The following is a 23,325-nucleotide window of genomic DNA, read 5'->3' on the forward strand; positions in this document are numbered from 1 at the left end:
GACCACCTGAAGGAGACCCGGTGCACCCTGCCGCCCCGCGCACCCCCGTCACCCTGGCGACCGGACTGGACCGCGACGCCTCCGCACGCATCGCGAACGCTCTTGCCATCGCCGGCACCGCCCTCGTCTCGCACGACCTCCGGACCGTCTCGCTCGGCTACGTGGTGCGTCAGTTGCGGATCGTCACCGACGACGACGACCGATTCCTCATCGAGGGCGTGCAGCTGGAGCACGGCTGCGCCACCTGCACCCTTCGCCACGATCTGCTGCCGCTGCTGCGGCGCCTGCACCGCGACGAGCGGGTGCACCGGATCGTCGTCCTGCTCGATCCGATCCTCGAGCCCGAAGAGGTGGTCGATGAGATCATCGGCACCCTCGTCGAGGGCGAGGGTCTGCCGACCGCACCGGCCGGAGACGACGTCCACGTCATCACCACCCTGTGCGCCGTCAGCCAGGAACGCTGGCTCGACGACGCGACCGGCGACGTCACCCTGACCGAAGCCGAACTCACCGACATGGAGGACGAACGCACGGTCGCCCAGGTGGCGGTGGCGCAGGCCCGCTTCGCCGACGCCCTGATCGTGGAGGGTCCGCCGGTGCCGGAGGACCCGTACGGTGCCGCACGTCTGTTCGCGGTGCTCGAGCGGCTGGCGCCCACGGCGTCGATCCGTTCGATCGGCCATGGACACGAGCCGACCATCGCCGAGATGGGCGAGGTCTTGACGAGCCTTCCGGCGGCGTCCCGGCGCGGACGCCTGTCGACGGTCTTCGATCCGCTGCTGGACGGCTGCCCGCCGCTCGAGGCCGACTGCGGCGTCGAACTGGTCACCTACGAGGCCGACCGCCCGTTCCATCCGGAACGCCTGCACGACGCGTTGGACGTCCTGCTCGACGGCGTGGTCAGCGCGCGCGGCCGGATGTGGCTCACGTCGAGTTCCGACGACATCCTGTGGCTCGAGTCGGCGGGCGGCGCCCTCGGGATCAGCCGTGTGGCCACCTGGCTCGCCGCCCGGTCCGAGGAGGATCTGCTCGACGTCGCCCCGGCGGTGCGCGCCATGGCCGCCCTGCGGTGGAACGAGCAGAACGGTGATCGGCACTCGTCGATCGTGGCCGTCACCCACCGCGCCGATCCGGACGAGATCCGGCGCACGCTCGACGCCGCACTCGTCACCGACGAGGAACTCGCTCGCGGACCGCACTTTCTGGCGACGCTGCCGTCACCGTTCGGCGACGTCCACCACGAGCCCTGCGAGGACAACCCCGCCGAACCGACCACCTACGAGATCAGTACCAACGAGGAGAACAACCGATGAAGCCCGGCATCCACCCCGACTACCACCCCGTCGTCTTTCAGGACGCGAACACCGGTTCGCAGTTCCTGACCCGATCGACGGCGACGTCCGATCGCACCGTCGACTGGGAGGACGGCAACAGCTACCCCCTGATCGTCGTCGACGTGACCAACGAGTCGCATCCGTTCTGGACCGGCAACCAGCGCGTGATGGACACCGCCGGACGCGTCGAGAAGTTCAACAAGCGTTACGGCGTACGGCAGAAGTAGTCTGCTCGACCTCGTTAGCCCGTTTTTCGCGTTGCGAGCACTCGCCTTCCCGCCCGCGTTACCCAGTGTTAACGGGCTCTGACCAGGCATTTCTAAGTTACTCGCGGGTCCACTCACCGGTAACAGGCGCGTCCGTGATTTCGGCCCTAACATCGCCTTCATGACTGATGTTGACCAGGCCACCGAACGCCGAGAAATCACCGATGCACTGCTGACCGCGCTCGAGAAGCGCCACGAGGTCCTCGACGCGATCGTCGAGGCCGACGACCGCGAAGCGGCCGTCGCGACCATCTCCCAGCTGTTGGGAAAGTCACCGCTCGGCGCCGACGCCGTACTCAACATGTCGTTCTTCCAGCTGACCAAGGACGAGCGCCGCAAGAACCAGGCCGAGCTGGACGATCTGAACCAGGCGATCAGCTTCACCTCCGCCGAGCGCCCGGCCGCGGCCAGCGACACCCTGGATCTGCGGCCGTTCTCCGCGGACGACGACGCCGACCTGCTCGCCGAGCGCACCGCAGAACTCCAGGTGTCGGCGGACGGCTCGGGCAGCCCCGCCGGATCACTCGATGACGAGATGGCCGCCGGCGCCGACCGGGTGGATGCCGAGGACGCCGCCTGGCTGGTGGCCCTCGAAGGCTCCGACAAGGTGGGCCTGGTGTTCGGCGAACTGCGCGACGGCGAAGTGAACGTCCGGGTCTGGATCCGGCCGATGGATCGCAAGCGCGGCTACGGCACGGCGGCGCTGCGTCGCAGCCGTTCCGAGTTCGCGCGACTGTTCCCGGGCGTGCCGCTCACCATCCACGCTCCCAGCGCCTGACGGCCGGAGCAGGTCGTGCGATGACCTAGTCTCTAGACCATCGACACCGATCTGGACCTGCGCCGTTTCCCCGACGTCGAGGGGCCCGGCCTTCAGGCCTCCGACGCGGCCGATCGGCTGCTGCTCGACGAGACCGCCCCGCTGCGCGCATCGACCGCGCCGGGGCGGCTCGTCGTGGTCGACGACTCGTACGGGGCTCTCACGCTCGGCGCGGTGTCGCAGGGGGCCGGCGAGGTCCGGGTCCACCAGGACCTGATCACCGGTGAGCGCGCACTCGCCGCCAACGCCCGCCGACTCTCGGACACCTTGTCCGACGGCGGCTTCACGTCGCTGCCGCTCGCCCCGGAGACGTTCGACGGAGCCACCGCGGTCCTGCTCCGCCTCCCCCGATCGCTGGATCGGCTCGCCGAGGTGTCCGCGATGATCGCCGCCCACGCCGATCCGACGGTGACGGTCGCCGCGGGCGGGCGGATCAAGCACATGTCGACGTCGATGAACGACGTCCTGCTCACCGTCTTCGACCGCGTCGATGTCAGCCGGGCCCGCCAGAAGTCACGAATGCTGACGGCCACCGGGCCTCGCCGCGACGCCGCCCTCGATGCGGCTGCCCGGTGGCCACGGACCGAGACGCACCGCTCGCCGACCGTGCCGGACGGCGGCCTGGTCGTGGCCGCGCACGGCGGGGTGTTCGCCGGGACGGGCATCGACATCGGCACACGGTTCCTGCTGGAGCAGGTCGGCGCGATGCCCGAGGTCTCCTCGGCGCTCGACCTGGCCTGCGGCACCGGGATCGTCGCCGCGGTCCTCGCCCTCACCCGGCCCGGCCTGACCGTGACCGCCACCGACCGTTCGGCGGCCGCCGCTGCGTCGGCCGCCGCGACCGCACGTCTCAGCGGTGTGGACCGACGCGTCGATGTGGTGCGCGCCGACGGCACCGAGACCCTCGCGGCAAGCTCACAGCCGCTCATCCTGCTGAATCCGCCGTTCCACAGCGATGCCGCCGTGAGCACCGGCATCGCCGGCCACCTGTTCGCCGATGCCGCCCGCGCGCTGGCGCCGGGCGGCGAGCTGTGGTGCGTGTGGAACTCGCACCTGCGCTATCGGCCGGCATTGGAGCGGATCGTCGGTCCGACCCGGCAGGTGGCCCGGAACGCCAAGTTCACGATCACCGCGTCGACCCGTCTCTAGACGCGGCGACGCCCCGGCGACCGTGGTCGCCGGGGCGTCTCTGCGAGGGCTGCAGCTCTACTTGCGGCTCTTCCGGGACGCGCGTCCCTGAATGACGTTCCACATCTTCATCTGCACGTCGGTGAGGCGGGTATCGCTCTTGGTGAAGGGCGCCGACATCAGTTCGGAGAACTTGATCGGCATGGTCGAGACGGTCACCGCGCGGGCATGACTGAAGGTCTCGAAACCGAACTCGCCGTGGTAGTTGCCCATGCCGGACCGACCGACACCGCCGAACGGCAGCCCGGCGGACAGCAGGTGGAGGGCGAAGTCGTTGCCGCTGATCGAGCCGCTGCGGGTGTGGTCCGCGACGTAGGCGAGCCGCTCGTTGTCGTCGCCGACCCAGTACAGGGTGAGCGGGTGACCTGCGGAGTTGATCTTGTCGATCGCCTCCTTCTGGTCGCGGTACGGGTAGACGGTGAGGACCGGCCCGAAGACCTCGTCCTCTTCGATCTTCATGCCCGCCTTGACGCCGGTCAGCAAGGTCGGAGGGATCTTGCGGGCAGTGGCGTCCGGCAGCTGCTCGCCGGCCGGGATCACCTGATGCTTGGTGGCCCCGAGGTCGACGGCATCGTCGATCAGTCCGACGATCCGCTCGTAGTTCTTGTCGTTGATGGTCGACGTGTACTGGGTGTTCTTCAGGATCGTCGGGAAGTTATCGGCCCAGCGGGCGATCACCTTGTCGGTGAACTCGCCGACCTTGCTCTCCGGCACGAACACATAGTCGGGGCACAGGCACACCTGGCCACCGTTGACCATGCGAGCGTCGGCGAGGAACGTGGCGGCGGCGCTGATGTCGGCGTCGACGTCCACGATGGCCGGGTTCTTGCCGCCCAGCTCGAGGGTGACCGGAACGAGATTCTTGGCGGCCTCGGCCGCGACCGACGCGCCCACCTCCGGCGATCCGGTGAAGAACATGTGGTCGACGGGCAGCTTCGCGAAGTCGGCGCCGCCGCCGTGCTTGCTGGTGACCACGGCGAATTCCTCGATGGAGAAGTAGTCCGGGGCCACGCGGGCCAGGACGTCGGTGGTCTTGGCGGTGATCGACGACGGACGCATCAGGACGCGGTTGCCGGCGGCGAACGCCGAACCGGCGGGGACGATCGTCAGCTGCAGCGGGAAGTTCCAGGGACCCATGATGCCGACGACACCGAGGGGGTCGTGACGAAGACGCTGCTTGAAGCCGAGCAGTCCCTGCACCTTGGAGACGTTCGTCTCCTTCATCCATTCCGCCGCGTGACGACGCTGATGGGTGAGGTCGATCATGCAGCCGGCGACGTCGGCGGCGATGGAGAGTTCTCGCGGGCGGGTGCCGAAGTCGGCGTCCAGTGCGGCGGTGATCTCATCGGCGTTGTCGAGCAGCATCTGGCCGAGGCGGTTGATCCGGTCGATCCGGGTCTTGGCGTCCGGAATGCCGTCGCGCAGGAAGGCGGCCTTCTGGATCTCGAGCAGTTCGCTCAGGGTGTGCGATTCGGACGACACCTTGTCGCCCGCCCGCACGGATACGTCTGCCGGCTTGGTCATGGATGACCCTCCACTGTTCAACGGATGATGATCGAGACAAGTTTCGTAGTTTGTCTCTTACACTGGATCCTACCCCAGTGGAGACCTGCGTCACAGGGGAAGAATCCGACGGCAGAGGAGTCGCAGCGTGACCGACTGGGTGCAGCCGATCCCCGATCTGATCGACCCGCTCGGCCTCACCGGACGGCTGGCCGGGCAGTGGATGTTCCTGCCCGCCGTCGGGGCCGCCTTCATCATGCAGGGCATGCACCCGGTGATCGGCGATGTCACCGACCGGTATTCGGTGGCCGACCGCGATCCCGCCGGCCGGGCGATCCGGTCGTTCGACGCCACCCAGCAATGGAGTTACGGCGGCAAAGCCGCCATCGAGCAGGGCTACTGGCTGCGTCGCATGCACCGGCCGTTGCAGATGACGGCCGAGACGGGCGATCAGGCCGGCAAGCACATCAGTGCCCTCGATCCGTCCGCCTACGGCTGGGTGATCGCCACCGCCTACGCCACGACGGTCCGGGTGGCCCCACTGTTCCTGGGGCGCGCGCTGACCGACGCCGAACTCGACGAGATCTTCGCGGACAACGTCCGCCTGGCCCGCATCACGCAGGTCCCCGAGCGCGGCTATCCCACGTCGCGCGCCGAGTTCGACGACTACTACCGACACATGGTCGACGAGGTGCTGATCGCCCATCCGGCGCTCGTCGAGAACCTGGACCGCCTCGCGGCCCCCACCGCCGCGGTGTCGAAGGCCGATCTCGGGGGCCTGCCGTCGTGGATTCCGCGCGGGCCGGCACTGGCCGCCATCCGGCGTCTCGACCGGCCGTTGAGCCGGTTCACGCATGCGCTGACGTTCGGCGCCATGGACGAGCGGGTTCGCGGAATCCTCGGCGTGGAGTGGACCGACGGCGACGAGCGCTATCTGGAGCGCCTGTTCAGGCTGTACCGATTCGCGCTGCGGGTGTTGCCGGAGCGCGTCACCTATTCACCGCTCGCCTATCACGCCCGTGCCCATGAGCGGGTGATCCGCGCGATGCGCCGACGCGAGCTCCGGGATTTCACCGCCCACGACAAGGGGGAGCCGTCCGCGGTCCGACGAGCGGCCCGCCGGTCGGCCCGCTGATCAGCCGTCGAGGCGGGGCTTCACCAGCGGGAACAGCACCGTCTCGCGGATGCCGAGGCCGGTGAGCGCCATCAGCAGCCGATCGATGCCCATGCCGGTGCCGGCGGTCGGAGGCATCGCGTACTCCATGGCGGCGAGGAACTCTTCGTCGAGCACCATGGCCTCGTCGTCACCGGCGGCGGCCAGGCGCGCCTGGTCGACGAACCGCTCACGCTGGATCACCGGATCGACGAGCTCGGAGTAGCCGGTGGCCAGCTCGAAACCGCGAACGTACAGGTCCCACTTCTCCACGACGCCCGGAACGCTGCGGTGCGCACGCACCAGCGGTGAGGTCTCGACCGGGAAATCGCGGACGAACACCGGCTGGTCCAGCTTCTCCCCGACCATGTGCTCCCACAGTTCCTCGACCAGCTTGCCGTGGCCGTAGCCCTTGTCCTTGGGGACTTCCAGCCCCACCTCGTCGGCGATGGCCAGCAGCTCGTCGACCGACGTCTCGACGGGCACGATCTCCCGGCCGAGGGCCTGCGACAACGACGGATACATCTCGAGGGTGGTCCACTCTCCCGACAGGTCGTAGGTGGAGCCGTCGGGCATGGTCGGGGTGAGGGTGCCGAGCGCCCCCATCGCCACCGACTGCACCAGTTCGCGGATCATGACCGCGGCGTCGTTGTAGTCGCCGTAGGCCTCGTAGGTCTCGAGCATGGCGAACTCGGGCGAGTGCGTGGAGTCGGCGCCCTCGTTACGGAAGTTGCGGTTGACCTCGAACACCTTGTCGATGCCGCCGACCACGCAGCGCTTGAGGAACAGCTCCGGCGCGATACGCAGGTACAGATCCATGTCGAAGGCGTTCGAGTGGGTGACGAAGGGGCGTGCCGCGGCGCCGCCGTGCAGCGTCTGCAGCATCGGGGTCTCGACCTCGAGGAAGCCGCGGTCGGTGAGGAACGTGCGGAGCTCGGCCATCACCGCGACACGGGTGCGGGCGATCTCGCGGGCCTCCGGCCGGACGATGAGGTCGACGTAGCGCTGACGGACCCGCGACTCCTCGTTCATCTCCTTGTGGGCGACGGGCAGCGGGCGCAGCGCCTTGGACGCCATCTCCCACGAGTCGGCCATCACCGAGAGTTCCCCGGTGCGCGAGCAGATCACCTGACCGTGCACGAACACGATGTCGCCGAGGTCGACGTCGGCCTTCCACCGGCCGAGGGCCTCTTCACCGACGCCGTTGAAGCTGACCATGGCCTGCAGCTGGGTGCCGTCACCCTCCTGAAGGGTGGCGAAGCAGAGCTTGCCCTTGTTGCGCAGGAAAATGACGCGGCCGGCCACACCGACCACGTCCCCGGTCTCGTCGCCGGCTTCCAGATGGCCGTACTTCTCGCGCAGTTCCTTGAGCGAGGTGGTGCGCTCGACGCCGACCGGGTACGCCTCGCGTCCCTCGGACAGGATGCGTTCCCGCTTCTCCCGCCGGATGCGCAGCTGTTCGGGGGTCTGGTCGTCGGTCTGTGCGGCCTGGTCACTCACGGTCAACAAGATTACGGCACCCCGACCACGGGTTCACCGCCCGTCCCACGCTCCGTGAGGCCGCGTCCCGCTCCTTGAGCTTGTCGAAACAAGCTCGGCTCCCCCACGCTCCTTGAGGCCGCATCCCGCTCCTTGAGCTTGTCGAAAGGAGCTCAGCTTCCCCACGCTCCTTGAGCTTGTCGAAAGGAGCTCAGCTTCCCCACGCTCCTTGAGCTTGTCGAAAGGAGCTCGCTTCGACAGGCTCAACGAGCGTGAGGCGACGGGCTCAACGGAACGAGCGGGAGGCAGGATCAGGCGAACAGGTCTGGGGAGACCCCGGTGACGGTGCCGCCGACCCCGGCGGCACGGAGCGCACGGTGCCCACCGATGACGAATCGGGCGCCGTGCACACCACGGGCCTGCAGATGCCAGGCCAGTTGCTCGGCGTCGTGACCGTCTTCGCTGATGAGCAGCCACTGGGCGTCGGGGATCGCCGACCGCAGGGCGGCCGGTTGACCCGGGGTGAGGGCGTCGAGGGCCTCGTTGAGGCCGACGGCGAGCGCACCGAGCAGCGCTCCGCCGCGGCGGCGGTCGGCCGGGTCCCGCAGGTCGACCAGGCGGGCGCCGGCATCGACGGCGCGGCGGTAGTCGGCGGTCGGCACCGACAGCGGTGCGGGAGCGGAAGTGATGGTGACGGGTGCGTCGATGGCGAGGGTCATCGGAAGTCCTCTAGCAGTGATCGGCAGGGAGCGGGGGTCGTCGAAGGGGCCGGCCGCGGGGGCGGCTCAGGCCGGACAACACTCCTGACAGCTCTTGATCACGACGACGATTCTGCCAGAGACTCCGGCGGACTCCGACAATTCCGCGCACGGGTGGGTTTAATCCGGTCTACCGTCGGCCGCATGAAACGCCATGCTCTCGCCGCGGCCCTGTCCACCGCGGCCGTCGTGGCCGGCGCCGCGCCGGCCGCACCCGCACAGGCCGCCCCGTTCGGCACCACACCGGTCTCCCCGTCGAAGACCGCCTGCGGCAAGGCGGGCTTCACCGACACCGTGCGGTGCGGGGCCGCCCTCACCGAGACGTTCCTGCGGTCACGCAAGGCGCAGGGGGTGGTGCGGGAGACGGTGATCGCTCCCCCGGCGCCGTCGGGCCTCGCCTGGCCGTCCGGGCCGGGTGTCGGTTCGCCGTTCTGCGGCTACGCCGATCTGCCGCCGATCCTGGCTCTGGGTGCACACCACTGCGACCGGACGACGTTCATCCTTCCCCGCACCGATAAGGAACGTCTGTTCACCGACGACGTGGCGGCCACCGCCGTGCTGATCCACGAGTCGGGGCACGGCATGCAGGAGGCCCGCGGGGTCGACGTGGTGATTCCGTCACTCACCGGCGACAGCGGCCGGCAGAAGCCGATGGAGTTGTCGTCGGACTGCTGGTCCGGCGTCGGAATCAGGTACTTGATCGGCACCGGCGATCTCCCGGCTGCGGCGCACGGTGAGGCGAGCGCCCTCTTCGCCGACATCGGCAGCCCCGCGGACACGCTGCACGGCACGGGTCCGGAGCGGAAGGCCGCTTTCGAGAAGGGCTACGCCGACGGGCCGGCCGCCTGCAACGTGATCGCCGGGGTCCGCGCGTTCCGCTGAATCAGCGCTTGCCGGCTTTGACGCGCTCGTAGACGCGACGCAGACCGTCGAGGGTGAGCTCGGGCCGGTGTTCGGTGATGGTCTCGCATTCGTCGAGCATCAGCGGGGCGAGGTAGCCGGTGGCCACGACGACGGCGTCGTCGAACTCGGGAACCTCTTCGCGGATCCTGTCGACGAGTCCGTCCACCTGGTCGGCGAAACCGAACAGGATCCCGGACTGCAGAGCCTCCAGGGTGTTCTTGCCGACGACGCTGCGCGGCGCGCGCAGTTCGACCTTGCGGACGGTCACGGTGTGTTCGGACAGGGCTTCGACGCCCAGGTGCACGCCGGGGGCGATGGCGCCGCCCAGGAATTCGCCTTTCGCGGAGATCGCGTCGACGACGGTGGCGGTGCCGAAGGCCACGACGATCACCGGTTTGCCGGGGAACTGGCCGCCGGCGGCGACCGCGTTGGCGACCCGGTCGGTGCCGACTTCCTTGGGGTTGTCGACGAGGAGCGGGACGCCGGTCCGCACACCCGGCTCGAGCAGCACGTGGGGGCTCGTGTCCGACCGGCCCGTTCGGTCGCCGTCGCCGTCGCCGAAGTAGCGCGGCAGCATGACACGCAGTTCACGCAGCAGGGACGGCACGGTGGAACTCGCCGCGACGGCGGTGACGGTGTCGAGGTCGTCGCCGAGCAGACCGCGGATGGTGAGCGCGAGTTCGTCCGCCGTCAGATTGGGCTGGGTGTGGATACGCCAGTCGCGGACCAGCTTCGCGTGATCGCCGGAACCCGCGAACACCCCGAGATGGATGTTCGTGTTGCCGACGTCGATCGTCAGCAGCATGTGTACCAGCGGGGCCGGGCGTGACGGTCGGCCAGCGCCAGGAGCTCTTCGGCGGTCATCTCGTCGGGGTCGTAGTCGGGCAGCGGCTCATGGTGATGGCCGGACGCGTGCGTGTGACCGGTCTCCGGCTTGCGCGGATCCTTCAGGCCGGAGTCGGCGGGGACGTCGGCGGGATCGTCGGTGAGACTGACCTGCTTGTTGTTCTCGTCGACGAAGACGACCTTCGGGGAGTAGGTCTTGAGCTCCTCGGCGTCGAGCATCGAGTAGCCGATGATGATGACGAGGTCGCCGGGCTTGACGAGGTGGGCGGCGGCACCGTTGATGCTGAGGATGCCCGAGCCGCGCTCGCCGGCGATCGTGTAGGTCTCCAGGCGGTTGCCGTTGTCGATGTCGACGATCGCGACCTGCTCGCCTTCGAGGAGGCCGGCGGCGTCGAGCAGATCCTGGTCGACGGTCACCGAGCCGACGTAGTGCAGGTCGGCCTGCGTCACCGTGGCGCGGTGGATCTTGGACGTCATCATGGTGCGGAACATGGTGTTTCCCTCTCTTCAGTCCCGGCCCTGTGCGGGGTCCGGGCTGTCGTTGAATAGAACGTCGGCGAGCTGATCGACATTCCCCGCGTCCGGGTCGTGGTCGGCCAGATCCTCCGGTTCGCCGATCACGACCCCGACGTTGTCGAGGAGTCGCGTGGAGCCGAGTTTGGCGGCGACCAGCAACCGCCCGTCGCCCTGTTCGGGGGCGTCGCCGAGATTGCGGTCGCGCAGTTCGAGGTAGTCGACGGCGATGTCGGGCTGGGTGTCGAGCACGGCGCGCGCCGCGGCGAGGATGGCGTCCTTGCCGCCGGGACCGGCATGGCCGCCGGCGAGCAGTGCGGCCGACAACGTGGTCGCCAGTTCTCGTTCCTGCGGGCTCAGGTACACGTTGCGTGAGCTCATGGCCAGGCCGTCGGCTTCCCGCACGATCGGCACGCCGTAGATCTCGACGTCCATGTCGAAGTCCTGCACCATCTGGTTGATCAGGACCAGCTGCTGATAGTCCTTCTCGCCGAAGTAGGCGGCGTGCGGCGCGGCGATGTTGAGCAGCTTGTTGACGACGGTCAGCATGCCGGAGAAATGCGTGGGCCGGGAGGCGGCTTCGAGGCCGACACCGGCGGGACCGGGCTGCACGGTGGTGCGCGGCCCGTGCGGATACATGGCGCTGACGGTTGGGGCGAAGACCAGTTCGACGCCCAGCTCGCGGAGCTTGGCGCAGTCCTCGTCGAAGGTGCGCGGGTAGGCGTCGAGGTCTTCGCCGGCCGCGAACTGCAGCGGGTTGACGAAGATCGACACGATCACCACGGTGTTGCCGGTCTGTTTGGCGGTGCGGACCAGTTGGAGGTGGCCGTCGTGCAGGGCGCCCATGGTCGGGACCAGCGCGACGCGTTTCCCGGTGGCGCGCAGCGCCTTGCTGACCCGGTTCAGCGCGGCCGGGTCACGGTGGACGGTCAGCTGCCCGGGGGTGTACGGCCGGGCGTCGGTCACGTCGGTCACGTCGGTCATGCGGTCACCTCACAGAGGTCGAGCATCGCCTGCGATGCGTGGGACTGGACGGCGGCTCGGCCGGCGAGGGTGCGGTAGGCGCCGGCGATGCCCGGGTCGGGCAGACCCTGCAGCGCCTCGAGGTGGCGGGCGACGGCGGCGACGTCGTCACGGGCCACCGGGCCGGTCAGGGCGGCCGGCCCCATGGCGAGAACATTGTCGAGGGAGGCGCGCACCAGCGGGCCGAGGATCTCCTGGGCGAGCCCGGGGGTGACGCGGTCGTCGGCGATGGCCGCGTCCAGGGCGGTGACCGCATCGCTGATGAGGGCGATCAGATTGTTGGCGCCGTGCGCGAGGGCGGCGTGGTACAGGGTGCGGTCGCCTTCGGCGATGAGGACGGGGGTGCCGCCCATCTCTTCGACGAGCGAGGTGGCGACGGCCTCGCCGATCCCGTCGGCGGCGGTGATGCCGAAGCACGACGACGACAACCGTTCGGTGTCCTCGCCGGTGCCGACGAAGGTCATGGCGGGATGGAGTGCGAGCACCATGGCCCCGGTCTCGGCGATCGGTGCGAGCACGCCGACACCCTGGGAGCCGGCGGTGTGGGCGACCATCTGGCCGGGCCTCACCGAGCGGGCGACGGTCTCGGCGACGGCGGCCAGTTCGGTGTCGGGGACGGCCAGCACGATCAGGTCGCTCGCGGAGACGACCTGGGGCACGGTGGCGATCCGGGCGCTCGGGAGACGGCGCTGTGCGCGGTCGCGGGAGGCGTCGGACACGGCGTGCACGGCGACCACCTGATGACCGGCGCGGGTGAGTGCTTCACCCAGCGCGGTGCCCACCCGCCCGGCGGACACGATGCCGACTTTCAGGCGCGGGGGTGTGATCGGCGCGTTCACCGGAGCCTCCATTTTCCGTTCCAGTCCCGAGTTCGATCGGGTACCGGACGTACCTGGAAAGAATAGTTCGCCGGTTCACCGGCCCGCTACGCCGTGTGACCGGCATCACCGGTTCGGCGCCGCTTCTAGTCGACCGGCGGGTGGATGTCGGTGCGGGTGTTCGCGTCCTGACGCAGACGCCGGATCAGGTCGGCGGCGGAGGTGCCGTGCGCGTGCTGGCCCTCGTCGTCGTCGGCTGCGGCGCCGGGGCGTTGCGGCATAGGCGGCACGTCCGGGATCGGCGGCACCGGCGGCTGGTAGCTGTTGGCGTCGTAGGCCTGCGCGGCGAATCCACCGGTCGGCGCGTCGGACTGCGGGTACTGCGCCGACGGGTAGGCGGTCTGCTCGTACTGCGGCTGCTCGTAGACCGGCTGCTCATAGGACGGCTGCGGCGGCTGGTACTGGGGCTGCTCGTAGTGAGGCTGGTACGGCTGCTCGTCGTGGCGTTCGGCGGGCTGCTCGTATTCGACCTCGGCGTATTCGGTGTCGTCCTCGGTGACCGGGATGATGTCGGTCATCTCGACCGGCGTGGGACGGTCCGGTTCCGGCGCGGCCTCCGGTGCCGGGGCATGCCGGCCGGGATCGGCCGGCGGGGCGGTGCTGGCGAAGTCGAGGTCGGCGGCCACCCGGTCGTCGGTGGCGGCGGTGTAACCGGATCCGGCGTAGTTCGCACCGCTCAGGCCGGAGCCGAGTTCACGGCGGCGCTCGGGCTGCAGCGCCAGCGGAACCTCCGGCAGCGGGTTGCCGAGCATCTGCTCCAGACTGGCCCGCAGCGCCAGGACCTGCGCCTTGAGGGCTTCGAACTCTTCGTTCTGTTCCTCGCGTACCTCGGCGCGGATGGCGTTCTCCACCTGCGACTCGTACTGGCGGCGGGCGGCGATCTCACGTTCGAGCTGCAGTTCGTAGACCAGCCGCAGATCCTTGCTGCGGGTCTCGGCGAGCTCGGCCTGGCGCCGGTAGCGGGCCACCAGGATCGCGCCGATGACCGCCGCCCACAGGGCGGCGATGACGGCGAGGGTGGCGGTGATCGAGAAGTTCTTGCCGACCACCATCAGCACGCTGGCGATCAGCGCCAGCAGGATGAAGACACCCAGCATGATCTGCGGGGTCGACGCAGGACGGCGCGGCGACGTCGCCGGCGGCGCGGCCTGGGCGGTCGGGGCGGCCGGATCCTGCGCAGCGCTGCGGCGCGCGGTACGGCGGCTCGCCCGGCCACTCGTGTCGGTGCTGGTCATGGGTGACAACTTACCTGCTCTCTACCTGAACTTGAGGATTCACCCCAGAATCAGGCGTATCAGGATTCCCACTCAGACCGGATCGGCGGCGGCCGGGGAGGCGTCGGATTGGTCGGGATCGGGATCGTCGGGCGCCCGGCAACAGTACTCGAGCCAGAGCGCCGCAGCGGCCAGCAGCAGTCCGCCGACGGCACCGACGATCGCTCCGGGGAGGTCCGCGGTCGCCGCCTCCAGGTAACGCCGGCTGAGCAGGAAGACGAGCATGCCCAGCCAGCCGCCGAGGGCGATCGCCCCGAGGATGGACGACGCTTTCGCCAGCGCGAGCGACCGGGCCACGTTGATCGGATGCAGTTGTCCGGGACCCGGACCGACCTTGCCGTCGGACACCTTGGACCGGACCAGGAACGCGATCACCACTTCGAGTGCGGCCAGCACGTAGAACGTCAGGCCGGCCGGCCATGGCAGCGACGGGAACGACCCGTAGTTGTAGCGGATGAGGATCCAGCCGCCCAGGCCCGCGACGACGGCGATCGCGATCAGATCGCGCACCGTGGTCGGGCCCAGCCGCTTCTCACCGTTCGGCTTCTGCGGCAACGGATTCGGTGCGTAGCTCACAGCGGATCACCCCGGTGGACGCCGGCGGTCTCCGATGCGGGCAGTGCGGCGACGAGTTCGGCCACCGGCCGCACCCCGTCGGCGGTCCACAGCCGTGCATCCGGATCGATCTGCAGCCACGGCACCAGGACGAAGGCGCGCTGCGCGGCCCGCGGATGCGGGAGTGTCAGGTCGGGGTCGCCGGAGACCACGGGCTCGCCGTCGACGTCGACGGTGACGACGTCGACGTCCAGGGTGCGCGGGCCCCAGCGGACCTCCCGCACCCGGTCGGCGGCCGTCTCGCGCTCCCGGCAGAACTCGAGCCACTGCTCCGGGGTGCGGTCGGCCTCGGCGATGATCGTGACGTTCGCGAAGTCGTCCTGGTCCACACCGCCCCAAGGTGCGGTGGTGTACACGTCCGACACCGCGACGGCCTGGCCGTCGAGCGCCTCGACGACGCTGCGCAGGTGGCCGCGGCTGTCCCCGATGTTGGAGCCCGCGGACAGCACGGCGCGGGTGACGGTCACCGGGTCGGCCCGCCCTTCTTGGATCGCCGCGTCACCACGGCGACGTCGTCGAAGGTGAGCGGGATCGGGGCGCCCGGCTTGTGGACGGTCACCTCGCAGGCGGAGATCCGAGGGTCGGTCATGATGTCGTCGGCGATCTCGGCGCCGACCGTCTCGATGAGATCGCGGGACGGTCCGGCGACGATGTCGTGGGCACGCTGCGCCAGGGCGCCGTAGTCGACGGTGTCGGCGAGGTCGTCGCTGACGGCCGCCGGACGCAGGTCCAGCCACAGCACGATGTCGATGAGGAAGTCCTGGCCGTCGGCCTTCTCGTGGTCGAACACCCCGTGGTTGCCGCGGACCTTCAGGCCGCGCAGTTCGATCCGGTCAGCCATGCTGTGCTCCTCGTGCTCCGCCGGCGGTCCAGGCCGCCGCCACGGCGACCGCGTCGCGGCTGGCGGCGACGTCGTGCACGCGTACCCCCCAGGCACCCTGGGCGGCGGCGAGTGCCGAGATCGCCGCGGTCGCGACGTCCCGCTGATCGGCGGGGCGATCGCCGTCGCCGTCGGCCAGCAGCGAACCGAGGAACCGCTTGCGCGACGCGCCGACGAGGATCGGGAAGCCGAGGCCCACCAGGGTGGGGAGCGCGTGCAGCAGCGCCCAGTTGTGGTCGGAGGTCTTGGCGAAGCCCAGGCCCGGGTCCAGGATGATCCGGTCCGGGTCGACGCCCGCGGCGACGGCCGCATCCACCTGGCCGAGCAGTTCGCCGGACACTTCGGCGACCACGTCGCGGTAGCCGCCGGCGTCGTCGACGCGATGGGTGAAGTGCCGGTCGCCGTCGGCATCGGCGGCGGGCCGCCAATGCATGAGGATCCACGGGAGACCGGCATCGGCGACCACACGGGCCATGTCGGGGTCGGCGCGCCCGCCGGAGACGTCGTTGACGTAGCGGGCACCGGCGTCGATGGCGGCGGCGGCCACCGAAGCACGCATGGTGTCGACGGAGACCTCGATCCCGTCGCCGGACAGCGCCTCGATCACCGGAACCACCCGGCCGGCTTCCACCGCGGGATCCACGCGGTGCGCCCCCGGACGGGTGGATTCACCGCCCACGTCGACGATGTCGGCACCGGCGGCCGCCATCGCCCGGCCGTGGTCGGCGGCGGATGAGGCCTCCAGGTAGCGACCGCCGTCGGAGAAGGAGTCCGCGGTGACGTTGAGGACACCCATCACCAGGGTGCGCCCGGCGTCCCCGGTCATCAGCGGGCGATCAGGTCGAGTGCCTCGCCGCGCGAGACGGCACTGGTCTGGAAGATGCCGCGGACCGCCGACGTGGTGGTGCTGGCGCCCGGCTTGCGGATGCCGCGCATCGCCATGCACAGGTGCTCGGCCTCGATCACGACGATCACGCCGCGCGGCTGCAGGCGCCGCATCAGGGCGTCGGCGATCTGGCTGGTGAGACGCTCCTGCACCTGGGGGCGTCGGGCGTACAGGTCCACCACGCGCGCCACCTTCGACAGGCCGGTCACCTGACCGGTGTCCCCGGGGATGTAGCCGACGTGGGCCACCCCGTGGAACGACACCAGATGGTGTTCGCAGGTCGAGTACATCGGGATGTCCTTGACCAGCACCAGTTCCCGGTGGTCCTCGTTGAAGACGGTGGCCAGAACGTCGTCCGGGTCGGTGTACAGGCCGCCGAACATCTCCCGGTACGCGCGGGCGACGCGTTCGGGGGTGCGGCGCAGACCTTCGCGATCGGGGTCCTCGCCCACCGCGATCAGCAGCTCGCGGACGGCGGCCTCGGCCCGCGCCTGATCGAACTCACGACCGTCGGCGGTGACGAGCTTCTCGTCGGACGTCTCCTGCGACATGCGCTGCGTTCCCCTCAGTTCTTCTTGTCGTCGGGCTGAGCCGGTCCGCCCGGAGCGGTGCCGCCGGACGGCGGCCAGCCGGGCGCCTGCCAGTCGCGCGGGGCGCCGTAGTCGGGCCAGGTCTGCGACGCACCGGCGGGTGCGGGGGCCGGGCCGGGAACGGGTTCACCGGTGGCCGGGTCGATGTGTTCGACCGGAACACCGGGCTGGCCCTGCGCGAACGGATCGGCCGGCGGTGCCGGATCGACGGGGGTGCCGTCGTTGACCTCGGCCGCGGCGGCCTTCTCGGCGGCGGTCTCCCTGGACTCGACGGGATCGACGAGCGAACCGGTCGCGCCGCCGGTCAGACCGGCTTCCTCGGCGATCTCGGCGGGCGTCTTGATCGGCGGCAGATCGCTGGGGGTGCGCTCACCGAAGTCGTCGAACTCGGTCATCCGCGGACGCTTGTCGACGTCGCCGAGGATCTCCTCGAGATCCTTGCGGACGAGGGTCTCCTTCTCCAGGAGTGCACCGGCGAGAGCGTCGAGCTTGTCGCGGTGCTGGTCCAGGATCCGCCAGGCCTCGGTGTGGCTGGCGTCGATCAGGCGGCGGACCTCTTCATCGATCTCGGCCATCACACCGGCCGAGTAGTCCGAGCCGCCCGAGCCCATGCCGCGGCCCAGGAACGGGTCGCCCTGTTCCGAGCCGTAGCGGACGGCGCCGAGCTTGCCGCTCATGCCGTACTCGGTGACCATCGCGCGGGCGATCTTGGTGGCCTGATCGATGTCCGAGCTGGCGCCGGTGGTGGGCTCGTGGAAGACGAGTTCCTCGGCGGCGCGGCCACCCATCGCCATCACCAGACGGGCGATCATCTCCGAGCGGGTCATGATGTCCTTGTCCTGCTCGGGGACGGCCAGCGCGTGACCACCGGTGCGCCCGCGGGCCAGGATGGTGACCTTGTAGATCGGGTCGAGATCGGGCGACGCCCACGCGGCCAGGGTGTGACCGGACTCGTGGTAGGCGACCACCTTCTTCTCGTGCTCGCTGATGATGCGGCTCTTGCGGCGGGGACCGCCGATCACACGATCGACGGCCTCTTCGAGGGCCTCGTCGGTGATGACGGTCTTGTTCTCGCGGGCGGTGAGCAGCGCGGCCTCGTTGATGACGTTGGCCAGGTCGGCACCGGACATGCCCGGGGTGCGCTTGGCCAGACCGTCCAGATCGACGTCGGGCGCGAGGGGCTTGCCCTTGGCGTGCACGGCCAGGATGGCGCGGCGGCCCGCGATGTCCGGGTTGCCGACCGGGATCTGCCGGTCGAAACGGCCCGGACGCAGCAGGGCGGGGTCGAGGATGTCGGGACGGTTGGTGGCCGCCATGACGATGACGCCGGAACGCTCACCGAAGCCGTCCATCTCGACGAGCAGCTGGTTCAGCGTCTGCTCACGCTCGTCGTGACCGCCGCCGAGGCCGGCGCCGCGCTGGCGGCCGACCGCGTCGATCTCGTCGACGAAGATGATGCAGGGCGAGCTCTCCTTGGCCTGTTCGAACAGGTCGCGGACGCGGGAGGCGCCGACACCGACGAACATCTCGACGAAGTCCGAGCCGGAGATGGTGAAGAACGGCACGCCGGCCTCGCCGGCCACGGCGCGCGCCAGCAGCGTCTTACCGGTGCCGGGCGGGCCGTACAGCAGCACGCCCTTGGGGATCTTGGCGCCCAGCGCCTGGTAGCGGGCCGGGTTCTGCAGGAAGTCGCGGATCTCGTCGAGCTCCTCGACGGCCTCGTCGGCGCCGGCGACGTCGGCGAACGTGGTCTTGGGCATGTCTTTGGACAGCTGCTTCGCCTTGGACTTGCCGAAGCCCATCACGCCGCCCTTGCCGCCGCCCTGCATGCGGTTCATGACGAAGAAGAACAGGCCGAACAGCAGGATCATCGGCAACACGAACACGATGAGGGACTGCAGCAGGCCGGAGTCCTTGGTGATGTTCGTCTGGTAGGGCGCGCCGGTCTGGGCGGCCGCGTCGAACACCTTCGACGACACCCCGGTCGGGTACTGCGCGGTGATCTTGGTGGTCTTGGCGCCGTCGACGGTCACCGGGTCCTTCGTCTCGATCCGCAGCCGCTGTTCACGGTCGTCGATCTGGATGGACTTGGCGTTCTTGTCGTTCAGCTGCGTCATGGCGACCGACGTGTCGACGGGCGTGTACTCCCGGTCGTCGGCGCGCAAGGCGGAGAAGCCCCAGAGGGCGAACAGAACCACGGCGATGATGGCCAGGTTCCGGAACAGCTTCTTTCGGTTCACAGGCATCGAGGCTACCCGCCTGCGTGTGAGTGCCCCACGGTGTTCCCTCTCGGCGAACCGTGCGCCGGGGTCAGGAGCTGTAGACCTCGGGCTTCAGGGTGCCGATGTAGGGAAGATCGCGGTACCGCTCGGCGTAGTCGAGGCCGTAGCCGACGACGAATTCGTTGGCGATGTCGAAGCCCACGTCGGCGACCTCGACCGGCAGTTTCACCGCTTCCGGCTTGCGCAGGAGGGTGACCACCTCCAGCGATCGCGGGTTGCGGGTGGCGAGGTTCTTCATCAGCCACGACAGGGTGAGACCCGAGTCGATGATGTCCTCGACGATCAGCACGTCGCGGTCGGCGATGTCGCGGTCCAGGTCCTTGAGGATGCGGACCACCCCGGACGACGAGGAGGACGAGCCGTAGCTGCTGACCGCCATGAACTCCATCTGGTTCGGGATCGGCAGGGCGCGGGCGAAGTCCGACATGAACATGACGGCACCCTTGAGGACGCCGATCAGCAGCAGGTCGTCGGGCGAGTCCTTGTAGCGGTCCGCGGCGGCCTGAGCCATCTCGGCGGTCCGCTTGCGGATCTGCTCCTCGGAGACGAGTACGGATGCGATGTCTTCGGAATACCCCTGCGCCACGCGCCTAGCTTGTCATATGCGCGGCGGTCGCTACCAGCCAGGCAAGCCTTCGACCGCCGGTGCGACGGCGGTCACCTCGCGCGCCGCGGCGCCTCGTCGAGGATCAGCCGTCCGTCCCGTCGCACCACCACGAGGCGGGAGCGTTCGTCGCCGCCCACGGCCACCGGCCCCTGTCCCCGCCAGTCGGTGACGAGGGCGTCGAGTTGCGCGAGCGTGCGGGCGCCGGTCTCGTCCGCGACACCGAGGACCCAGTGCCGCAGCGCCCGGGTGCGCAGCGCGGCGGGTGCCGCCCCCAGGATCTCGGCATCGAGGCCGACTACGGCCGAGCCGTCGCGGTACGCGGCCTGATCGAGCAGCACCCGGGCGAGGTCGTCGAGGGCATCGGAGTCGGCGCGGAGCCGATCCGCGGTGCGGGCGAGGGCCTCGGCGACCCCGGGCCCGAGCACGTCCTCGAGCACCGGCATCGCCTCCCGGCGAACACGGACGCGCGTGAACCGGCGGTCGTCGTTGTGGGGGTCGTGCCAGGGCTGCAGACCGAGTTCGTCGCAGACGGCGACGGTGTCCGAACGCCGGACGGTGAGGAACGGCCGCCCCCACGGCTCGTTCCAGGCGGCCATCCCCGACAGGGATCGGCCGCCCGAGCCCCGGCCGAGCCCGAGCAGGACGGTTTCGGCCTGATCGTCGAGGGTGTGCGCCAGCAGGACCGGACGGCCGTCGCGGGCCGCGTCGAGGGCGGCGTAGCGGGCCGTGCGGGCGGCCGCCTCCGGACCTCCCTCGGTGCCGACCCGGACGGTCAGGACGCGGGCGCGGGCGCCGAGGGTCCGGGCCGTCTCCGCAGCCGTGGCGGCCACGCCGGCCGAACCGTCCTGCAGTCCGTGATCGACGATCAGGGCTTCGACGTCCAGTCCGGCGCGGACGGCGGCGAACGTCAGCGCCAGCGAATCGGGGCCGCCCGACAGGGCGACGCAGACACCGTTCGGCAGGCGCGCGGAGCGCGCACCGCCCGAGCGTGACGAGACGAACGACGACACCGCGCCGATCAGCGTCTTCTGGGCCGGCGAACCGGTCAGAGCACCCGCTGGATCCATGCGTCCGGCTCCGCGATCTCGGCCGTCGTCGGCATGGTGTGCGGACCGGTCCAGATCGTGTTGAAGGCGTCCATGCCGACCTGGCCGACGACCGCGTCGACGAAGGCCTTGCCGCGGACGTACTGCGCCATCTTGGCGTCCATGCCGATCAGTGCCCGGATGAGGCGCTGGATCGGGTTCTGCGGCCGGTTGCGGCGCTGCTCGAACGAGGCACGGATGGATTCGACGGTCGGGACGTACGCGGGGCCGACGGCGTCCATGACGTGATCGGCGTGCCCCTCCAGAAGCGTCCCGAGGGCGAGCATGCGATCGAAGGCATCGGCCTGCTCCGGGGTCTGCACCAACTGCATGAGACCGAGGATGCCGTTCTCGCGCGGCTTGCCGCTGCGCAGCGTCTCGGTGATCCGGGACAGCATCTCGGTCATCGGCTCACCCTCGCCGCCGGTCAGCAGTTCGACGTTGTCCTGCATGTAGCCCGACAGCCACGGGTTGGCCGAGAACTGCACCCGATGCGTCACCTCGTGCAGGCACACCCACAGGCGGAAGTCGGACGGTACGGCGCGGATCTGGCGCTCCACGCCGATGATGTTCGGCGCCACCAGCATCAGCACACCGGGTTCGCCGGTCTGCGGGTCCGGGGAGAACGGGTCGTACTGGCCGAGGATGGCGCCGGACAGGAAGGCGAGCAGCCCGGCGGCCTGGGTGCCGGCCAGCTTGCCGGCGATGCCGGTGCCGCCCTTCTCGCCGGAACCCTCGTCGCCGGCCCGGCCGTCGAGCATGGCGGGCATCGACGCGGCCGCCGCCTCGATCCAGCCGGACCGATCCAGCACCCGGGCCGCCGGCACGGGCAGGCCGTCGGCCAGCCGGGTGACGTCGCGGACCGGGCCCTCCGCACGGACCGCGGCATCGGCCAGTTCGGTGCGGGCCTGCTCCATCGTGTACCGGGTGACCTTCGGGCCCGGACGGGCCAGACGCCGCCCCAGCGACGAGGCCAACGCCCAGTCGATGTTGGCGGTCGGCCGGTCCTTCTCGTCGTCAGCCACGGCAGCCGCATTCCCGCAACGCGCCGGCCAGCGCGTCGATCGCCGGCCGTGCGTCGGCCGGCGAGGTGCCACCGGACATGAGCGCGAACGACAGCACACGGCCGTCGACGTCCTGCACGATGCCGGTCAGCGAGCTGACACCGGTGAGCGTTCCGGTCTTGGCGCGGACCCAGCCGGCGCCCGGGTTGTCCTTGTCGAAACGGTCGGCCAGGGTCCCGGTGCCGCCGGCCACCGGGAAGGTGTCGAGCATGGGCGTCAGTTCCGGATGCTTGCCGTCGACGGACGCCGACACCAGCTGATCGAGCAGGGTCGCCGGCACCTTGTCGGTGTCCGACAGTCCCGACGAGTCGTTGAGGATCACCCCGGAGGTGTTGAAACCCTTCTGCGACAGGACCTTCACGACGGCGTCGGCGCCGCCCTCGATGGAGGCCGGGCCGCCCATCGACGTCGACAGTTCGATGCCGAGCGATTCGGCGAGCACGTTGTCGCTGTACCGCATCATGTCGCCGACGCGGGTCTCGAGCATCGCCGACCGGACCGACGCGAGGGTCTTGGCGCCGGCCGGCACCTTCGCCTCCTCGACCGGGCTGTGGACGTCGAGGGCGTCGGCCAGGGCGCGGCCGGCATCCTCGGCGGGCGTCGGGGTGCGCGGCGAGAACTCGTCGAGCGGATCCTTGGCGCGGGCGCCGTCGATGGTCAGCGACTGGATGGGAGCGATGTCGCCGCCCTCGATGTCGTCGGACGACCACGCCTTCGCCATATCGGGACCGTCGACCTGGCTGGGTGCGATCTTCACGGAGCTGACCTGGACGCCGGCCTTCTTGAGCTGGTCGGCGAGATCGGCGATCCGCGGGGCGTCGGTGTAGAAGGTCGGGGTGCCCTTCGGCTGCCCGGACAGGGTGGGATCGCCGCCGCCGACCAGGATCACCTCGCCCGGATCGTCACCGGCCACCACCTTGGTGGTGAGGCGGGCGTCGTGGGGCATCTGTTCCAGGACCGCCGACGCGGTCAGGATCTTGGCGTTGGACGCCGGGGTGCGCGGAGTGTCCGGATCCTGGGTCCACAGGGTCTTCCCGCTGACCGGATCGGAGACGACGCCGGTCAGCTTGCCGAGCGCCGGATCCTTCAAGCCCTCCGCCAGCTGCGCGGCGATGCCGTCGTCGGTGGGCACCGGCGCGGTGTTCGACACCGGCTTGAACTTCGGAGCCACCGTGACCGCCGCCGGCTGCGGCGGCGTGCCGTCCGGCACCTTCGCCGGCCGGGTGCTCCACCAGAACCAGCCCCCGGTCGCCAGTCCGGCCACCAGGAGCACACTCAACGCCACGAGCAGCACGCGTCGCGTGCGCTTCTTCGTGGGCGTGGGTGCGCCCGGTTGATTCGTCACCGCCACTTCGGTTTCCTCCGGATTCACTCGGCCAGT

Annotated in this window: 23 protein-coding genes and 1 pseudogene; 6 read left to right on the plus strand and 18 right to left on the minus strand. The window is 70.0% G+C overall.

The features are described from left to right. The first annotated feature begins 20 nt into the window (after positions 1-20). The 4 genes from mrf (at position 21) to QM774_RS09205 (ending at position 3,566) form a co-directional block, all read left to right on the plus strand. Entirely contained in the window at positions 21-1,313 is a 1,293-nt protein-coding gene (mrf, locus tag QM774_RS09190; protein WP_414975588.1) for a ribosome hibernation factor-recruiting GTPase MRF, read from the plus strand. Continuing rightward, on the plus strand, positions 1,310-1,561 hold the full coding sequence (locus QM774_RS09195) for a type B 50S ribosomal protein L31 (protein WP_414975589.1): 252 nt from the start codon (positions 1,310-1,312) through the stop codon (positions 1,559-1,561). The genes mrf and QM774_RS09195 overlap by 4 nt, the downstream gene beginning before the upstream one ends. 160 nt (positions 1,562-1,721) lie before the next feature. Then, positions 1,722-2,378, plus strand: a complete 657-nt coding sequence (locus tag QM774_RS09200) for a GNAT family N-acetyltransferase (RefSeq protein WP_414975590.1) — start codon at positions 1,722-1,724, stop codon at positions 2,376-2,378. A gap of 51 nt (positions 2,379-2,429) precedes the next feature. Then, positions 2,430-3,566: a class I SAM-dependent methyltransferase gene (locus QM774_RS09205; RefSeq protein WP_414976630.1), complete on the plus strand. Its 1,137-nt coding sequence runs from the start codon at positions 2,430-2,432 to the stop codon at positions 3,564-3,566. A 57-nt stretch (positions 3,567-3,623) separates the two neighbouring features. Here QM774_RS09205 and QM774_RS09210 read toward each other — a convergent pair whose 3' ends face one another. After that, complete coding sequence (locus tag QM774_RS09210; RefSeq protein ID WP_414975591.1) at positions 3,624-5,129, minus strand: aldehyde dehydrogenase family protein; 1,506 nt, start codon at positions 5,127-5,129, stop codon at positions 3,624-3,626. A gap of 127 nt (positions 5,130-5,256) precedes the next feature. Between QM774_RS09210 and QM774_RS09215 the strand changes: the two genes are divergently transcribed. Then, positions 5,257-6,243 (plus strand): oxygenase MpaB family protein, encoded by a 987-nt coding sequence (locus tag QM774_RS09215; RefSeq protein ID WP_414975592.1) that lies wholly within the window; start codon positions 5,257-5,259, stop codon positions 6,241-6,243. Here QM774_RS09215 and lysS read toward each other — a convergent pair whose 3' ends face one another. Together lysS and QM774_RS09225 are read right to left on the minus strand one after the other, a co-directional pair. After that, positions 6,244-7,761, minus strand: coding sequence for a lysine--tRNA ligase (gene lysS, locus QM774_RS09220; RefSeq protein WP_414975593.1), 1,518 nt, complete (start codon positions 7,759-7,761; stop codon positions 6,244-6,246). A 290-nt stretch (positions 7,762-8,051) separates the two neighbouring features. Next, positions 8,052-8,459 carry a rhodanese-like domain-containing protein gene (locus QM774_RS09225; RefSeq protein WP_414975594.1) on the minus strand — a complete coding sequence of 136 codons (408 nt, stop codon included), beginning with the start codon at positions 8,457-8,459 and terminating at the stop codon, positions 8,052-8,054. A 183-nt stretch (positions 8,460-8,642) separates the two neighbouring features. Between QM774_RS09225 and QM774_RS09230 the strand changes: the two genes are divergently transcribed. Next, complete coding sequence (locus QM774_RS09230) at positions 8,643-9,380, plus strand: hypothetical protein (protein ID WP_414975595.1); 738 nt, start codon at positions 8,643-8,645, stop codon at positions 9,378-9,380. 1 nt (position 9,381) lies between these two features. Here the strand turns inward: QM774_RS09230 and QM774_RS09235 are convergent, their stop codons facing one another. The 15 genes and pseudogenes from QM774_RS09235 to dacB all read right to left on the minus strand — a co-directional run bounded on the left by QM774_RS09235 (position 9,382) and on the right by dacB (position 23,289). Continuing rightward, entirely contained in the window at positions 9,382-10,206 is an 825-nt protein-coding gene (locus tag QM774_RS09235) for a type III pantothenate kinase (RefSeq protein WP_414975596.1), read from the minus strand. 122 nt (positions 10,207-10,328) lie between these two features. Beyond that, positions 10,329-10,739: pseudogene (panD, locus tag QM774_RS09240) on the minus strand (aspartate 1-decarboxylase); the annotation flags it as partial. A gap of 15 nt (positions 10,740-10,754) precedes the next feature. Continuing rightward, positions 10,755-11,744, minus strand: a complete 990-nt coding sequence (gene panC / locus QM774_RS09245; RefSeq protein WP_414975597.1) for a pantoate--beta-alanine ligase — start codon at positions 11,742-11,744, stop codon at positions 10,755-10,757. Beyond that, on the minus strand, positions 11,741-12,622 hold the full coding sequence (locus tag QM774_RS09250; protein ID WP_414975598.1) for a Rossmann-like and DUF2520 domain-containing protein: 882 nt from the start codon (positions 12,620-12,622) through the stop codon (positions 11,741-11,743). Before QM774_RS09250 ends, panC begins: the two co-directional genes overlap by 4 nt. A gap of 125 nt (positions 12,623-12,747) precedes the next feature. Further along, the gene (locus QM774_RS09255) at positions 12,748-13,896 is read right to left on the minus strand and encodes a DUF6779 domain-containing protein (protein WP_414975599.1); all 1,149 of its coding nucleotides are present in this window, start codon (positions 13,894-13,896) and stop codon (positions 12,748-12,750) included. A gap of 72 nt (positions 13,897-13,968) precedes the next feature. Then, positions 13,969-14,511 (minus strand): DUF3180 domain-containing protein, encoded by a 543-nt coding sequence (locus tag QM774_RS09260; protein WP_414975600.1) that lies wholly within the window; start codon positions 14,509-14,511, stop codon positions 13,969-13,971. Continuing rightward, a complete protein-coding gene (folK, locus tag QM774_RS09265; protein WP_414975601.1) occupies positions 14,508-15,017 on the minus strand; it encodes a 2-amino-4-hydroxy-6-hydroxymethyldihydropteridine diphosphokinase in 510 nt (169 codons plus the stop codon). The genes QM774_RS09260 and folK overlap by 4 nt, the downstream gene beginning before the upstream one ends. After that, positions 15,014-15,391, minus strand: coding sequence for a dihydroneopterin aldolase (gene folB / locus QM774_RS09270; protein WP_414975602.1), 378 nt, complete (start codon positions 15,389-15,391; stop codon positions 15,014-15,016). The genes folK and folB overlap by 4 nt, the downstream gene beginning before the upstream one ends. Then, the gene (gene folP, locus QM774_RS09275) at positions 15,384-16,256 is read right to left on the minus strand and encodes a dihydropteroate synthase (protein ID WP_414975603.1); all 873 of its coding nucleotides are present in this window, start codon (positions 16,254-16,256) and stop codon (positions 15,384-15,386) included. The genes folB and folP overlap by 8 nt, the downstream gene beginning before the upstream one ends. Then, a complete protein-coding gene (gene folE, locus QM774_RS09280; RefSeq protein WP_414975604.1) occupies positions 16,256-16,867 on the minus strand; it encodes a GTP cyclohydrolase I FolE in 612 nt (203 codons plus the stop codon). Before folE ends, folP begins: the two co-directional genes overlap by 1 nt. Before the next feature lie 14 nt (positions 16,868-16,881). Next, positions 16,882-19,146 carry an ATP-dependent zinc metalloprotease FtsH gene (gene ftsH, locus QM774_RS09285; protein WP_414975605.1) on the minus strand — a complete coding sequence of 755 codons (2,265 nt, stop codon included), beginning with the start codon at positions 19,144-19,146 and terminating at the stop codon, positions 16,882-16,884. A 70-nt stretch (positions 19,147-19,216) separates the two neighbouring features. Beyond that, on the minus strand, positions 19,217-19,774 hold the full coding sequence (gene hpt, locus QM774_RS09290; protein ID WP_414975606.1) for a hypoxanthine phosphoribosyltransferase: 558 nt from the start codon (positions 19,772-19,774) through the stop codon (positions 19,217-19,219). A gap of 71 nt (positions 19,775-19,845) precedes the next feature. Beyond that, positions 19,846-20,862, minus strand: coding sequence for a tRNA lysidine(34) synthetase TilS (gene tilS / locus QM774_RS09295; protein WP_414975607.1), 1,017 nt, complete (start codon positions 20,860-20,862; stop codon positions 19,846-19,848). Next, positions 20,841-21,905, minus strand: a complete 1,065-nt coding sequence (locus tag QM774_RS09300; RefSeq protein WP_414975608.1) for a zinc-dependent metalloprotease — start codon at positions 21,903-21,905, stop codon at positions 20,841-20,843. Before QM774_RS09300 ends, tilS begins: the two co-directional genes overlap by 22 nt. Next, the gene (gene dacB / locus QM774_RS09305) at positions 21,898-23,289 is read right to left on the minus strand and encodes a D-alanyl-D-alanine carboxypeptidase/D-alanyl-D-alanine-endopeptidase (RefSeq protein ID WP_414975609.1); all 1,392 of its coding nucleotides are present in this window, start codon (positions 23,287-23,289) and stop codon (positions 21,898-21,900) included. The genes QM774_RS09300 and dacB overlap by 8 nt, the downstream gene beginning before the upstream one ends. Between the last annotated feature and the right edge of the window lie 36 nt (positions 23,290-23,325).

The sequence above is a fragment of the Gordonia sp. (in: high G+C Gram-positive bacteria) genome (genome assembly GCF_047600565.1).
Lineage (GTDB): Bacteria > Actinomycetota > Actinomycetes > Mycobacteriales > Mycobacteriaceae > Gordonia.

Bases quoted from the DNA above. Each gene is read 5' to 3' on its own strand.
- folP (WP_414975603.1), bottom strand. From the start codon at position 16,256: ATGACCGGGGACGCCGGGCGCACCCTGGTGATGGGTGTCCTCAACGTC.
- folB (WP_414975602.1), bottom strand. From the start codon at position 15,391: ATGGCTGACCGGATCGAACTGCGCGGCCTGAAGGTCCGCGGCAACCAC.
- QM774_RS09255 (WP_414975599.1), bottom strand. From the start codon at position 13,896: ATGACCAGCACCGACACGAGTGGCCGGGCGAGCCGCCGTACCGCGCGC.
- QM774_RS09200 (WP_414975590.1), top strand. From the start codon at position 1,722: ATGACTGATGTTGACCAGGCCACCGAACGCCGAGAAATCACCGATGCA.
- QM774_RS09225 (WP_414975594.1), bottom strand. From the start codon at position 8,459: ATGACCCTCGCCATCGACGCACCCGTCACCATCACTTCCGCTCCCGCA.
- QM774_RS09235 (WP_414975596.1), bottom strand. From the start codon at position 10,206: ATGCTGCTGACGATCGACGTCGGCAACACGAACATCCATCTCGGGGTG.
- tilS (WP_414975607.1), bottom strand. From the start codon at position 20,862: ATGGATCCAGCGGGTGCTCTGACCGGTTCGCCGGCCCAGAAGACGCTG.
- folE (WP_414975604.1), bottom strand. From the start codon at position 16,867: ATGTCGCAGGAGACGTCCGACGAGAAGCTCGTCACCGCCGACGGTCGT.
- QM774_RS09195 (WP_414975589.1), top strand. From the start codon at position 1,310: ATGAAGCCCGGCATCCACCCCGACTACCACCCCGTCGTCTTTCAGGAC.
- QM774_RS09210 (WP_414975591.1), bottom strand. From the start codon at position 5,129: ATGACCAAGCCGGCAGACGTATCCGTGCGGGCGGGCGACAAGGTGTCG.
- panC (WP_414975597.1), bottom strand. From the start codon at position 11,744: ATGACCGACGTGACCGACGTGACCGACGCCCGGCCGTACACCCCCGGG.
- QM774_RS09230 (WP_414975595.1), top strand. From the start codon at position 8,643: ATGAAACGCCATGCTCTCGCCGCGGCCCTGTCCACCGCGGCCGTCGTG.